The organism is Ideonella alba, from assembly GCF_018069845.1.
GTDB lineage: Bacteria > Pseudomonadota > Gammaproteobacteria > Burkholderiales > Burkholderiaceae_C > Ideonella > Ideonella alba.
On record NZ_JAGQDD010000001.1, the window covers coordinates 816673 to 830633 of the forward strand.

Genomic DNA, 13961 nt, shown 5'->3' on the forward strand with positions numbered 1-13961 from the left:
TGTCGTCATACACGAATGGACTTCAATAGATTTCCTGTGGATTGATAATTCATGATTCGTGCATAGTGCGAATCACATGAACCTGCCGCTTCCGTCCCCAGCCACCGAGGACCTGCGCGTCTTCACCGTGGTCGCGCGCCGCGCCAGTTTCAGCGCCGCCGCGCACGAGCTGGGCGTTTCGCCCGCCTATGTCAGCAAGCGCATCCGGTTGCTGGAGCAGGCGCTGGGCACGCCGCTGCTGACGCGCACCACGCGGCGCGTGACCGTCACCGAGGCGGGCGAGGACGTCTACCGCCACGCACTGCAAGTGCTGGAGGCGATGGACCAGCTGGTGCAGGCCGCCGGCAGCAGCCGGCGCGAGCCGCGCGGTCTGTTGCGGGTGTGCTCGAGCCTGGGCTTTGGCCGGCGCGTGGTGGCGCCGGCGCTGTCGGCGCTGGTGCAGCAGCATCCCGGCCTATCGGTGCGCTTCGAGGTGCTGGACCGCCTGGTCGACCCGGCCGCCGAGGGTTTCGATCTGGATGTGCGCATCGGCGACGAGATCGCGCCGCACCTGGTGGCACATCGCCTGCAGGACAACCACCGCCTGCTGTGTGCCGCGCCCGCCTACCTGGCCCGCGCCGGCCAGCCGCGCACGCCGCAGGACCTGGCGCAGCACGACTGCCTGGTGATCAAGGAGCGCGACCATCCCTTCGGGGTCTGGCGCCTGCAGGGACCGGGTGGCGCCACCGCCAGCGTCAAGGTCACCGGTCCGCTGTCGACCAACCACGGCGAGGTGGCGCTGCAGTGGGCGTTGGAGGGCCGCGGCGTGGTGCTGCGCTCGCAATGGGACGTGGCCGAGGACCTGCGCGCCGGGCGCCTGCAGACGCTGCTGCCCGCCTGGCAGCAGCCGGCGGCGGTGTGGGCGGTGACGCCGCAGCGGCCGGCGCAATCGGCCAAGGTGCGGGTGGCGGTGCAGTTCCTGCGGCAGTGGCTGGCCGGCCCGCCGGCGCCCTGAGCGTTCAGCGCACCACGTCCACCATGTGCCACCACTCCTGCCAGAACGGTGGCGGGCGGTAGCCGATCACCGGCCGGTGCGCCAGCCAGGTCTGGAAGGTGTGAAAGCGCACCCGGTAGGGCATCCACACCGCGGCGATGCGGGCGGCTTCGGCAAAGCCGGCCAGTCGCTCGGGGCCATCGGGCTGGCGCGCCAGGCGGTCGAACAGCGCGTCCATCTCGGGGCGCTTGAAGCGGGCGAAATTCTGTGAGCCCAGCTGCCGGCTGTCGTAGCGGGTGAGCTGGCCTAGGCTGTCGGGGGTGGCCGCCTGGTTGCCGATGTGCCAGACCTGGAACTGGCCGGCCCGGGCGGCCTTGACCAGCTCGGGCCACTTGCCCACCTTGAACTCCAGGCGCAGGCCCAGGCGCGTCATGTCGCGCAGGTACTGCTCCGAGATCTGCCGCGCGCGCTGGTTGGACTCGATCGACCAGACCATGCGCAGCGGGCTGCCGTCGGGCTGCTCGCGCCAGCCGTCGCCGTCGCGGTCGACGTAGCCGTACAGGTCGAGCAGGGCCTGGGCGCGGGCGGGGTCGAAGTCACCCATCTCGCTCTTGTAGTCGGGGCGCCAGGCGGTGCTGTGGGGGCAGTAGGGCGACTGGCAGGCCAGGCCCTGGCCGCGGTGGACGATGCGGATCTCGCGCTCGATGTCCATGCCCAGCGCGATCGCCCGGCGCAGTGCCACCTTGTCGGGCGAATAACCGCCCACCAGCGGATCCTCCATGTTGAAGAAGGTGGCGAAGTAGTCGGCGCTGAGGGTGCGCCGGCCTTGCAGGCCGCGCTTGCGCAGATGCGGCGCCAGCTCGCTGCCCACCACCGCCTGGCTGATGAACTCGGCCGGCACGCGGTCGATCAGGTCGTGCTCGCCGTTCAGGAAGGCCAGCCAGCGCGGCTGCGCCTCCTCGACGATGTCGATCTCGACGCGGTCGACCATCGGCAGCCGCCGGCCCTTGAAGCGCGCCAGCAGGGCCTGGCCTTCGGCATCGGCGGCGGCGGGCTCGGCGTCGTAGACGCGCTCGCGGTACTGCGGGTTGCGCACCAGCACGATGCGCGAGGCGCGGCGCCACTGTGCCAGCATGAAGGGGCCGGTGCCCACCGGGTGTTCGGTGACGGTGTCGCCGTAGTGCTCCACCACCTCGCGCGCCACCGCGCCGTACAGGTCGGAGGCCGCCAGGAAGTCGAGGAAACGCGGCCGCGGCTCGCGCAGGCGGATCTGCAGCGTGCTGCGGTCCAGCGCGCGCAGGCCCTCGATCGGCGTGTCGTAGTCAAAGGGCCGCTTGCCATCGATCGCGCGCTGGCGCGCCTCGGCCAGGCCCAGCAGGCCGTAGCTGTCGGTGTAGCCCCACAGCGGGCTCTTCAGCTTCGGGTCGGCGTAGCGCTTGATCGCGAAGACGTAGTCCTCGGCCACCAGCTCTCGCCGCCGCCCGCCGAAGGCCGGGTCGTCGGCGAAGAAGATGCCCGGGCGCACGCGGAAGGTCCAGGTGCGGAAGTCGTCGGACACCTCGGGCATGCCCGCCGCGGTCAATGGCTTGATGCGCGCCGGCCGGGCCAGGTGGTCGAAGGCGTAGAGCGCCTCGAAGATGTGCGAGGTGACGCCGCGCGAGTAGATGTCGTTGACCTGCGTGGGGTCGAAGCCCGTCTCGGCATTGGCGAAGGCGATGCGCAGCACCTTCTCGCCTGGCGCGGCCTGGGCGCGCGCCGCCCAGGCCGGCGCCAGCGCCAGGCCGGCCGCGGTCTGCAGCCAGTGTCGGCGGTCGGTGCGGGGGCCGCCCATCGCCAGCTCAGGTGCCGGCGGGCGTGGGGTCGACATCGACCATGTGCCACCACTCCTGCCAGAACAGCGGCCGGCGGTAGCCATGCACCGGTGCGTGGGCCAGGTCGGTGATGTACGAATGCCAGCGCACCTTGTAGGGCATCCAGGCCACGGTCAGGCGCACCGCTTCGCGGAACAGCGCGTCGCGCTCGGGGCCGTCGGGCAGGGCCGACAGGCGCTGGTAGATCGCGTCGAACTCGGGGCGCTTGAAGCGCGCCATGTTCTGGCCGCCGACCTGGCTGCCGTCGTAGCGCTGCAGCGCGCCCTGGCTGTCGGGCGCGGCCGACATGCTGCCGACATGCCACATCTGGAAGCTGCCGGCACGCGCCGCCTTCAGCAGCTCGGGCCACTTGCCGATCTTGAACTCCACGCGCAGGCCCAGCGACTTCAGGTCACGCAGCCACAGCTCGGAGAGCTGGCGCGCGCGCTGGTTGTCCTCGATGCTCCAGACCAGGGTCAGCGGGCTGCCGTCGGGCCGCTCGCGCCAGCCGTCGCCATTGCGGTCGGTCCAGCCGTAGAGGTCCAGCAGCGCGCGCGCACGCGCCGGGTCGTACTGGCCCATCTCGGTGCTGAGGGCCGGGTCGAAGGCGCCGGTGTGCGGCGCGATCGGGGCGTGCGCCACCCGGGCCTGGCCGCGGTGCACGACGCGGATCTCGCGCCCGACATCCAGCCCCAGCCCGATGGCCCGCCGCAGGGCCACCCGCTCGGGCGTGTAGCCGCCGACCACCGGGTCCTCCAGGTTGAAGAAGACCATGCTCATGTCGGCGCGCAGGTTGCGCCAGGCCTTCACGCCCTGCTGCGCCAGGTAGGGCGCCAGCCGGCCGCCGGGCAGGGCCTGCTCGACGAAGTCCGCCGGCACCTGCTCGATGAAGTTGTGCTGGCCATTGAGAAAGGCCAGCCAGCGCGGCTGCGACTCCTCGACGATCGACACCTCGACCCGGTCGATCATCGGCAACCGGCGCCCCTTGAAGCGCGCCAGCAGGGCCTGGCCTTCGGCATCGTCCGGGGCGGGCTCGGCGTCGTAGACGCGCTCACGGTACTGCGGGTTGCGCACCAGCACCACGCGCGAGGCGCGGCGCCACTGCTGCAGCACGAAGGGGCCGGTGCCCACCGGGTGCTCGGGCAGGCGCTCGCCGTAGCGCTCGACCACCTCGCGGGCCAGCGCCCCCATCAGGTCGCTGACGGCCAGGAACTCGATGAAGCGCGGCCGCGGCTCGGCCAGGCGGAACTGCAGCGTGTAGCGGTCCAGCGCGCGCAGGCCCTCGATCGGGGTGTCGTAGTCGAAGGCCTGGCCGCCCTGGGCGCGCTGGCGCAGCGCGGCCAGGCCCAGCAGCTGGTAGCTGTCGACATAGCCCCAGTTGGGGCTCTTGAGCTGCGGATCGGCGTAGCGCTTGATCGAGTAGACATAGTCCTCGGCCACCAGCTCGCGGGGACGGCCGCCGAAGGCGGGATCGTCGGCGAACAGGATCCCCGGACGCAGCCGCACCGTCCAGCGGCGGAAATCGTCGGCCACCTCGGGCATGGCCGCCGCGGTCAGCGGGCGGAACTTCGCCGGCCGGGCCAGGTGGTCGTAGGCGTAGAGGCCCTCGAAGAGGTGGGCGGTGAGGGTGCGCGAGTAGATGTCGTTGACCCGCACCGGGTCCATGCCGGTCTCGGCGACCCGGAACGCGTAGCGCAGCACCCGCTCCGCCGTCGGGGCCGTGGCGGCCCGGGTGGCCGAGGGCAGCAGGCCCAGCGCGGCCCCGGCCTGCAGCAGTTCACGGCGTGATCGCATCCGCTCTCCTCAGTGACGGGCCGCCTGGCGCGCCGGGTCGACATCCAGGTAGCGCCAGAACTCGCGCATGAACGGGTGGCGCCGGTAGCCGTCCACCCAGGGCTGCAGCAGGTCGGTGTGCAGCCGGTGGTGGTTGATCTTGTAGGGCATGTAGGCCACGCCCAGGCGCTTGATGCGGTCGATCAGCGCCTGGCGCTCGGGCCCGTCGGGCAGCACCGCCTGGCGTTCGAACAGCTGGTTGACCTCGGGCAGGTTGAAGCGCGCATGGTTGGCCTGGCCCTTGCTGGGGCCGTACATCAGGTCGAGCATGTAGCTGGCGTCGGGGGTGGTGGCGCTCCAGGCCACGCCCCACATCATCAGCTTGCCGGCGCGCGAGGCCTTCAAGTTCTCGGGCCATTTGGCCGGCTTGAACTGCACGCGGATGCGCAGTGCATCAAAGGCCCGCTGCCAGATCTCGGTGAGCACGCGCGAGGCCTGGTCGGGCTGGGTGGCGTACTCGATCGTCAGCGGCTGGCCATCGGGGCGGTCGCGCCAGCCATCGCCGTTGCGGTCGATCCAGCCGTGCAGATCCAGCAGGGCCTGGGCGCGGGCCAGGTCCTGGTCGCTCATCTCGCTCTTGAAGGCGGGGTCGTAGCTGGTGGTGTGCGGCGGCACGATGGACTGCGCGGCCACCGCCTGGCCCTTGCGCACCTGGACGTTCTCGGCCTGGGTGTCGTAGGCCAGCGCGATCGCCCGGCGCAGCGCCACCTGGGCCGGCGCATAGCCGCCCACCACCGGGTTCTCCATGCCGAAGTAGCTGTAGCCGATGTCGGCCCCCAGCATGCGCTGCAGCTGCACGCCTTTCTTCGCCAGGTGCGGCGCCAGCTGTCCGCCGGGGGCGGCCATCGGCGAGAGCTCGGGCGGCAGACGGTCCAGGAAGTCGTGCTCGGCGTTCAGGAAGCCCAGCAGCCGCGGCTGCGATTCCTCGACGATCGAGATCTCCACCCGGTCGAGCATCGGCAGCCGCCGGCCGGCCAGGCGGCGGGCCATGGCCTCGCCCTCGGCGTCGCCGGGGCTGGCCTGTTCGTCATAGTGCTGCTCGCGAAAGCCGGGGTTGCGCTCGAGCACGATCTTCGAGGAGCGCTTCCAGGCGGCCAGGCGGAAGGGCCCGGTGCCCACCGGGTGGGCCATGATCTGGTCACCGTAGTGCTCGACCACCTCGCGCGCCACCGCGCCCAGCATCGCGCCGTCGGCCAGCACATAGGCAAAGCGCGGCGCCGGCGCGGCCAGGCGGAACTGCAGCGTGTAGCGGTCGAGCGCGCGCACACCCTCGACCTCCTGGTCGTAGGGGAAGGGCGTCTTGTCCTTCAGCGCCTGGCGCTTCAGCTCGGACAGGCCCAGCAGCCGGGCGTTCTCGAGCTGCGAGACCACCGGGCTCTTCAGCGCCGGGTCGTACAGCCGCTTGATGGTGTAGACATAGTCCTGGGCCACCAGCTCGCGCCGCTGGCCCTTGAACGCCGGGTCGTCGGCGAAGTAGATGCCCGGGCGGATGCGCAGCGTCCAGGTGCGGAAGTTGTCGCTGGGCACCGGCAGGGCCTCGGCGGTCTGCGGCTTCAGCCGGGCTGGCCGGGCCAGGAAGTCGTAGGTCAGCGGCGACTCGACGATGTTGGCCACCACGGTGCGCGAGTACAGGTCGGAGACCTGCGCCGGGTCGAAGCCGGTCTCGGCAATCGGGAAGGCGTAGTGCAGCACGCGCGCCGGCTCGGCGGCCCGGGCCGGGCCGGCCAGCGCGGCCAGCAGCACAAGCGGGAAGAGGGCGAGCAGGCGCAGCATCGGGCCCGATTGTGCCGATGCCCGCGCGGCGCGTCCGGTCGGGTTAGCCATGGCCTTGGCGACGGCCTGGGCGCCACTACACTGCGCCGATTCCCCGGCTGGCGCAAGAGGAGTTCATGGCCGCCTACCTGTTGAGACGACTGTGGCAGATGGTGCCCACGCTGCTGGGCGTGGTGACCCTGGTCTTCGTGCTGTTCAAGTTCTTCGGCGGCGACCCGGCCGAGATCCTGGGCGGCCTGAACGCCACGCCGGAGCAGGTCGAGGCGATCCGCGAGCAGCTGGGCCTGAACCAGCCCTGGTGGGTGCAGCTGGGCATCTTCCTGAAGCAGATCGCCACCTTCGACTGGGGGCGCAGCTGGGCCACGCAGGAATCGGTGGCGCACCTGTTCGCCACGCGGCTGCCGGCCACGCTGACGGTGATGGGCCCGATCCTGCTGCTCGACACCCTGCTGGCTGTGCCGATCGCGCTGGGCGTGGCCTATGTGCGCGGCTCGCTGACCGACCGCGCGCTGATGGTGATCACCACGGTGGCGCTGTCGATCTCCTTCCTGGTCTACGTGATCGTTGGCCAGTACGTCTTCGCCTTCCAGCTGGGCTGGTTCCCGGTGCAGGGCTGGAGCGACTCCACGCTGACCAACCTGCTGCGCTACGCGCCGCTGCCGGTGCTGCTGGCGGTGATGGTGGGTGTGGCGCCGCAGACCCGGCTGTACCGCAGCTTCTTCCTGGATGAGCTGGGCCAGGACTATGTGCGCACCGCGCGCGCCAAGGGCCTGGGCGAGCGCCGCGTGCTGTTCAAGCATGTGCTGCGCAACGCGATGATCCCGATCCTCACCAACGTGGGCCTGGCGCTGCCGGGCATCTTCGTGGGCTCCTTCCTGATCGAGGTCTTCTTCTCCATTCCCGGCCTGGGCCGCGAGGTGCTGCTGGCCGTCAACCGCAGCGATTACCCGGTGATCCAGGCGGCCACCGTCTACCTGGCGATGCTGACGATGCTGATCAACCTGGCCACCGACCTGCTCTACAAGGCGGTGGATCCGCGGGTGGTGCTGAAATGAGCGCGCACTCCGAAGGCGTCTGGCAGGCCGGCTGGCGGCGTTTCAAGGCCGACCGGGTGGGCCTGGTCTCGATGGTGGTGGTGCTGGCCTTCCTGGCGCTGATCGCCGCGGCGGCGCTGCGCCTGGTGGCCGCCGACTGGCAGACCGAGGTGGGCGTGCCCAATGCGCCGCCCGGCTTCCTGGGGCCACGTGCGGCGCAGGCCACGGGGGCCGTCGAGCAGCCCAAGGGACCCAATGTCGACTTGAGCGACATCGACCCGCTGGCGCCGCGCTACGCCGAATGGGCCGAGGCCGCCAAGCGCTACCGCAGCACCGAGACGCCGCGCGCCGAGACCCTGCCGCTGGGGGGTGATCGCCTGGGCCGCGACGTGCTGTCCAAGGCGATCAAGGGCACCGAGATCTCGGTCTTCGTGGGGGTGCTGGCGGCGCTGCTGGCCACGCTGATCGGCACGCTGCTGGGCGCGCTGTCGGGCTACTTCGGCGGCAAGATCGGCGACTTCCTGGAGTGGGTCTACAACGTCTTCACCGCCATCCCCGACATCCTGCTGATCTTCGCCTTCGCGGCGGTGTTCGGGCGCGGCATCGGCACGGTGGTGCTGATCCTGGGCCTGGTGGGCTGGACCGGGCTGTACCGCCAGGTGCGCGCCGAGTTCATGAAGCACCGCAGCCGCGAGTACGTGCGCGCCGCCGAGGCCATCGGCGCCGGCCACGGCGTGCGCATGTTCCGCCACATCCTGCCCAACGTCAGCCATGTGGTGCTGGTGCGCATGAGCCTGCTGGTCGTGGGCTTCATCAAGAGCGAGGTGATCCTGAGCTACCTGGGCCTGGGCGTGCCGGTGGACCAGGTCAGCTGGGGCACGATGCTGGCCGATGCGCAGAGCGAGCTGATCCTGGGCTACTGGTGGCAACTGGCGGCGGCCACCGCCTTCATGGCGGTCTTCGTCACCGCCTTCTCGCTGATGGCCGACGCCTGGCGCGACGCGCTGGATCCGAAGCTGAGGGGACTGGAATGAGTGACCTGCTGCTGAGCGTGCAGGACCTGGCGGTGCGCTTTCGCATGGGCCGCGAGGCTGGCGTGCAGCGCCATGCCCAGGCCGTGGGGCGCGACGGTCAGACGGTGAGCTTCGACGTGCCGGCCCACCGCACGGTGGCGCTGGTGGGCGAGTCGGGTTCGGGCAAGAGCGTCACGGCCATGTCCATCGTGCGCCTGCTGCCCGACAACGCCGAGTGCAGCGGCCGCATCCTGTGGCAGGGCGAGGACCTGCTGCAGGCGCCGCCGGCACGCCTGCGTGCGCTGCGCGGCCGCGAGGTGGCCTGCGTCTTCCAGGACCCGATGAGCTCGCTGAACCCGGTCTTCACGATCGGCGACCAGCTGGTCGAACCGCTGCGCCTGCACCTGGGCCTGTCGGCCCGCGCGGCACTGGCGCGCGCCGAGGAGCTGCTGGCCGAGGTGGGCATCCCCGAGCCGCGGCGACGCCTGTCGGCCTACCCGCATGAGCTCTCGGGCGGCCAGCAGCAGCGCGTGATGATCGCCATGGCGCTGGCCTGCGAGCCGCGCCTGCTGATCGCCGACGAGCCGACCACCGCGCTGGACGTGACGGTGCAGCGCCAGATCATCGAGTTGCTGGCCCGGCTGAAAGCCCAGCACGGTCTGGCGATGCTGTTCATCAGCCACGACCTGGGCCTGGTCGGCGAGATTGCCGACGAGGTGGTGGTGATGCGCCACGGCACGGTGCGCGAGCGCGGCTCGGCAGCCGAGTTGTTCGGCCAGCCCCGGGACCCGTACACCCGCGCCCTGCTGGCCTGCCGGCCCAGCCTGGAGGACAACGCCGCGCGCCTGCCGGTGATCGACGACCACATCGCCGGCCGGCTGCCGCGCCAGAGCGCCGCACCCAAGGACCCGACAGCGCCGGTGGTGCTGGAGGTCAAGGCGCTGGCCAAGAGCTTCTTCCTGCGCCAGGGCCTGTTCGGCCAGCGCGAGTTCAAGGCGGTGCAGGACGTCAACTTCCGTCTGCGCCGCGGCCACACGCTGGGCGTGGTGGGCGAGTCGGGCTCGGGCAAGACGACGATGGGCCTGACCCTGCTGCGGCTGCACGAGCCCACCGCCGGCGAGGTGATCTTCGACGGCCGCAACCTGCTGACCCTGGGCGATGCCGAGCGCCTGGCGATGCGCCGGCGCATCCAGATCGTCTTCCAGAACCCGTATGCGTCACTGAACCCGCGCTTCACCGTGGGTCAGGCGCTGGTCGAACCGATGGCCCTGCACGGCATCGGCGCCGACGCCACCGAGCGCGAAGCCCGCGCGCTGGCGCTGCTGACCAAGGTGGGGCTGGGCGCCGAGGCCTTCGGCAAGTACCCGCACGAGTTTTCGGGCGGCCAGCGCCAGCGCATCGCGATCGCCCGCTGCCTGACGCTCGATCCCGAGGTGCTGGTGCTCGACGAGGCGGTCAGCGCGCTGGATGTGTCGGTGCAGGCCCAGGTGCTGAACCTGCTGCGCGACCTGCAGGACGAGCTGGGCCTGGCCTATGTCTTCATCAGCCACGACCTGGCGGTGGTGCGCTTCATCAGCGACGAGGTGATGGTGATGAAGGACGGCCGCGTGGTCGAGCACGACCGCGTGGAGCAGATCCTGCACGCCCCGCGCGAGGACTACACGCGCCGGCTGATCGGCGCGGTGCCCCGGGGCTGGAGCGCTCAGACGGCGTAGCGCTTGAGTGCGCGCACCAATTCCTCGGTCTCGATCGGCTTGACCAGGAAGTCGGCCATGCCGTGCGCGCGGGCGCGCTCGCGCTCGGCGCTGAGCACGCTGGCCGACAGCGCCAGCACCGGCCAGGCCGGTGCGCCGGGCAGCGCTCGCAGCGCGTCGGTGGTCTCGAAGCCGTCCATGCCGGGCATGTGCAGGTCCATCAGCACTGCATGAATCGCCGCGCCGTGCTGGCGCGCCAGCGCCAGCGCCTGTTCGCCGTCGGCCGCCTCCAGCACCTCGGCACCCTGCTCGGCCAGCAGCGCCGAGGCGACCATCATGTTGACGGTGTTGTCCTCGACCAGCAGCACGCGCAGGCCGCGCAGAGGCTCGTGCGGGGCGGGCTCGGCCGGCACCGCGGGCAGCTGCGCCGGCAGCTCCAGCGGCAGCTCGACGATGAAGCGGCTGCCGCCGCCGTCGGCATCCTGGTGTTCGATGCGCCCGCCCATCAGCCGTGCGATCTCGGCGCAGATCGACAGGCCCAGGCCGCTGCCGCCGTGGCGCCGGCGGCGGGTGGCATCGGCCTGCTCGAAGGGCTGGAACAGCCGGGCACGCATCTCGGGGGCGACGCCGATGCCGCTGTCGCGCACCTCCATCGCCAGGCGGTCCGGCGCGGCCAGCCGCAGCGCCAGCACGATCTCGCCGCGGTCGGTGAACTTCAGCGCGTTGCCCAGCAGGTTGTCCAGGATCTGGCGCAGGCGCAGCGGGTCGGTGACCACATGGCGGGGCACGTCGGGTGCGATCTGCAGCGTCAGCGTCAGACCGCGCTCGCGGCCCAGCGTGGCCGGCGCGCGCAGGCAGGACTCGGCCAGGCGGTGCAGGTCAATCGTGGCCGGGCGCAGGCTGAGCTTGCCGGCTTCCAGCCGTGAAAGGTCCAGCACGTCGTTGACCAGGTCGGACAGCTCGGTGGCGGCGCCCGACAGCAGGTCCAGCAGTTCCTCGCGGCGCTCGGTCTGGTCGGCAGGCAGGCGGCGCACCAGGCGGGCCAGGCCCAGCACGCCGTTGATCGGCGTGCGGATCTCGTGGCTCATCGTCGCCAGGAAGGCGCTCTTGGCCTCGTTGGCCGCTTCGGCGCGGCTGCGCGCCTCGGCCAGGGCGAGTTCCACCTCGACCTGCGCGGTCACGTTGCGCGACGCGCCCCACCAGCCCAGGAAGCGGCCGTCTTCGTCATACAGCGGCTCGCCATTGCCCTGCACCGCCAGCCAGCCGCCGCCCGGCAGGTCGAAGATGAGGCGCTGGTTGCGAAACGCCCGCTGGGCCTGCAGCGCCTCGCGCAGCTGCCGGGCACCGACATCGTCGCGCAGGCGCGGGCGGCCCGGCTCGTCCAGATTCAGGAAGTCATCCACCCGCAGCCCGGTGTGCGACTCGAAGGAGGGCGAGATGTCGACCAGCCGGCCCTTGGCATTGAGCACATAGGTCCAGTCGGAGCTGATGCGCAGCAGCTCCGCGGTGCGGCGGTTCTCGGAGAGCGCACGGCCCAGTGTGCCTGCCACCAGCTTCGACGCGATGGCGGCGCCGGCCACGCTGGCGCCGGTCAGCAGCAGGTGCGACAGCAGCACGTCCGAGGGCGCGCGCGGCCCCAGGTCGAGCAGCCAGATGCCGTGGCTGTGCATCCAGGCCATGGTGCCCAGCGAGACCAGATGGATCCCCGCCAGCACCAGCGCGCTGCGCAGCGTCAGCACGGCGCCGATCAGCGTGATCAGCAGCGCCATGCCGGACACCGCCACGGCATTCAGCCCCAGGCGGGTGCCGAAGCCGGCGCCCTCCAGGGCCAGCGTGGCGCCCAGGGCCAGCACCCAGGCGGCCGCCCGCTGGTGCTGGCGCCGGCTGAGCCACTCGGACACGCCGACGAAGGCCAGCAGGACCAGCGACATCGCCAGCCGCGGCACCGCCAGGCCGAAGGGATTGCCCAGGACCAGCGTCAGCAGCACGCCCACGCCCACCACCAGCGCGATCGTCAGCAGCACGCTGCGCAGCACCCGCACGCCCAGCAGATCGGTCTGCGGACGCGACAGACGCTCGAACAGCGCAGTGGTGTTGACCGGAGCCGCTGTCGCCCCGGAATCCTGCGGGCGCTTGGTCATGAGGCCGCGATGGTCGCACACGGTGGCGCATCCGCACAGCCTCGAATCAGGGGTGTGCGCGCACGGCACTACACTGCGGCGGCCCGTCCGGCCGCACACCCCTGGCGCGGACGGTGCCCACAGAACATCCCTACCCGAGGAGTCCCGATGAGCCTGATCCCCACCTGGCGCGAAGTGCCGGCCGAAGCCGGTCGCGTCGTCGCCCCCGATGAACGCCTGCCCTGGCCAGCCACCGCCGCGATGGGCGTGCAGCACGTGATCGCGATGTTCGGTGCCACGGTGCTGGCGCCGCTGCTGATGGGCTTCAACCCGAACGTGGCGATCCTGATGTCGGGCATCGGCACGCTGATCTTCTTCGCCGTGGTGGGCGGCCGGGTGCCCAGCTACCTGGGCTCGAGCTTCGCCTTCATCGGCGTGGTGATTGCCGCCAGCGGCTACGGCGGCTCGGGCGCCAACGCCAACATCGGCGTGGCGCTGGGCGGCATCATCGCCTGCGGCGCGGTCTACGCATTGATTGGCCTGCTGGTGCAGGTGATCGGCACCCGGTGGATCGAGTCACTGATGCCGCCGGTGGTGACCGGTGCGGTGGTGGCGGTGATCGGCCTGAACCTGGCAGGCGTGCCGATCAAGAACATGGCGCCCACCGACTTCGACAAGTGGATGCAGGCCATCACCTTCCTGTGCGTGGGCCTGGTGGCGGTGCGCACCAGCGGCATGCTGCAGCGCCTGCTGATCCTGGTGGGCCTGATCATCGCCAGCGTGATCTACGCGGTCCTGACCAACGGCCTGGGCCTGGGCAAGCCGATGGACTTCAGCGCCGTCGCCAGCGCCGCCTGGTTTGGCGCCCCGGCTTTTGCCGCGCCGGTCTTCGACGCCGGTGCGATGCTGCTGATCGCCCCGGTGGCGATCATCCTGGTCGCCGAGAACCTGGGCCACGTGAAGGCGGTCAGCGCCATGACCGGCCAGGACCTGGACCGCTACATGGGCCGCGCCTTCCTGGGCGATGGCATCGCCACCATGGTCTCGGGCAGCGCCGGGGGCACCGGCGTGACCACCTATGCCGAGAACATCGGCGTGATGGCCGCCACCAAGATCTACTCCACCGCGATGTTCGTGGTGGCCGCGCTGATCGCCATCGTGCTGGGCTTCAGCCCCAAGTTCGGCGCGCTGATCCAGGCCATCCCGCTGGCGGTGATGGGCGGCGTGTCGATCGTCGTCTTCGGCCTGATCGCCGTGGCCGGCGCCAAGATCTGGGTCGACAACAAGGTCGACTTCTCCGACAACGCCAACCTGATCGTCGCCGCCGTCACGCTGGTGCTGGGCACCGGCGACTACACGCTGAAGTTCGGCGGCTTCGCGCTGGGTGGCATCGGTACCGCCACCTTCGGGGCGATCCTGCTGCACCTGCTGCTGAAGAAGCGGGGCTGAGCGCCGAGGGGCCGCAACCTGCCCACAGCGGCCGTTGGCCGCGATGGGCCATGCCTGCTGCAGTACGCCAACGGTGGATTCAGCCAAGGCCTGAGCGGCCTGGGGATGGTGGCGCTGTCGGGGGCGCCGAGGAGCGCAGACGCCCCGGGGCGCGCGCCGCAGGCGCGCCTCGTGCACTGACTTGGTCGACACTGTTTGACCGGAGCGAGCCGCAGGCGAGCG

General features: G+C 71.1%; 9 protein-coding genes. 5 read left to right on the forward strand and 4 right to left on the reverse strand.

The annotated features are described in order from the left end of the window. Positions 1-76: 76 nt before the first annotated feature. Positions 77-994, forward strand: a complete 918-nt coding sequence (locus KAK03_RS03585; RefSeq protein ID WP_210851789.1) for a LysR substrate-binding domain-containing protein — start codon at positions 77-79, stop codon at positions 992-994. Positions 995-998: 4 nt separating this feature from the next. Here the strand turns inward: KAK03_RS03585 and KAK03_RS03590 are convergent, their stop codons facing one another. The 3 genes from KAK03_RS03590 to KAK03_RS03600 are packed head-to-tail and all read right to left on the reverse strand — an operon-like array spanning position 999 to position 6429. Further along, on the reverse strand, positions 999-2840 hold the full coding sequence (locus KAK03_RS03590) for an ABC transporter substrate-binding protein (protein ID WP_247660877.1): 1842 nt from the start codon (positions 2838-2840) through the stop codon (positions 999-1001). Further along, on the reverse strand, positions 2812-4617 hold the full coding sequence (locus tag KAK03_RS03595) for an ABC transporter substrate-binding protein (RefSeq protein ID WP_210851790.1): 1806 nt from the start codon (positions 4615-4617) through the stop codon (positions 2812-2814). The genes KAK03_RS03590 and KAK03_RS03595 overlap by 29 nt, the downstream gene beginning before the upstream one ends. Positions 4618-4626: 9 nt before the next feature. After that, entirely contained in the window at positions 4627-6429 is a 1803-nt protein-coding gene (locus KAK03_RS03600; RefSeq protein ID WP_210851791.1) for an ABC transporter substrate-binding protein, read from the reverse strand. Positions 6430-6545: 116 nt separating this feature from the next. Between KAK03_RS03600 and KAK03_RS03605 the strand changes: the two genes are divergently transcribed. From KAK03_RS03605 to KAK03_RS03615, 3 genes are read left to right on the forward strand one after another with little or no spacing between them, the layout of a single operon-like run. After that, complete coding sequence (locus KAK03_RS03605; protein WP_210851792.1) at positions 6546-7484, forward strand: ABC transporter permease; 939 nt, start codon at positions 6546-6548, stop codon at positions 7482-7484. Next, positions 7481-8497, forward strand: coding sequence for an ABC transporter permease (locus tag KAK03_RS03610; RefSeq protein ID WP_210851793.1), 1017 nt, complete (start codon positions 7481-7483; stop codon positions 8495-8497). The genes KAK03_RS03605 and KAK03_RS03610 overlap by 4 nt, the downstream gene beginning before the upstream one ends. Continuing rightward, positions 8494-10191, forward strand: a complete 1698-nt coding sequence (locus tag KAK03_RS03615; RefSeq protein WP_210851794.1) for an ABC transporter ATP-binding protein — start codon at positions 8494-8496, stop codon at positions 10189-10191. Before KAK03_RS03610 ends, KAK03_RS03615 begins: the two co-directional genes overlap by 4 nt. Here the strand turns inward: KAK03_RS03615 and KAK03_RS03620 are convergent. Then, positions 10179-12311 (reverse strand): hybrid sensor histidine kinase/response regulator, encoded by a 2133-nt coding sequence (locus KAK03_RS03620; RefSeq protein ID WP_210851795.1) that lies wholly within the window; start codon positions 12309-12311, stop codon positions 10179-10181. The genes KAK03_RS03615 and KAK03_RS03620 overlap by 13 nt on opposite strands. 147 nt (positions 12312-12458) lie before the next feature. Between KAK03_RS03620 and KAK03_RS03625 the strand changes: the two genes are divergently transcribed. Beyond that, on the forward strand, positions 12459-13739 hold the full coding sequence (locus tag KAK03_RS03625) for a solute carrier family 23 protein (RefSeq protein ID WP_210851796.1): 1281 nt from the start codon (positions 12459-12461) through the stop codon (positions 13737-13739). The last annotated feature ends 222 nt before the right edge of the window (positions 13740-13961 follow it).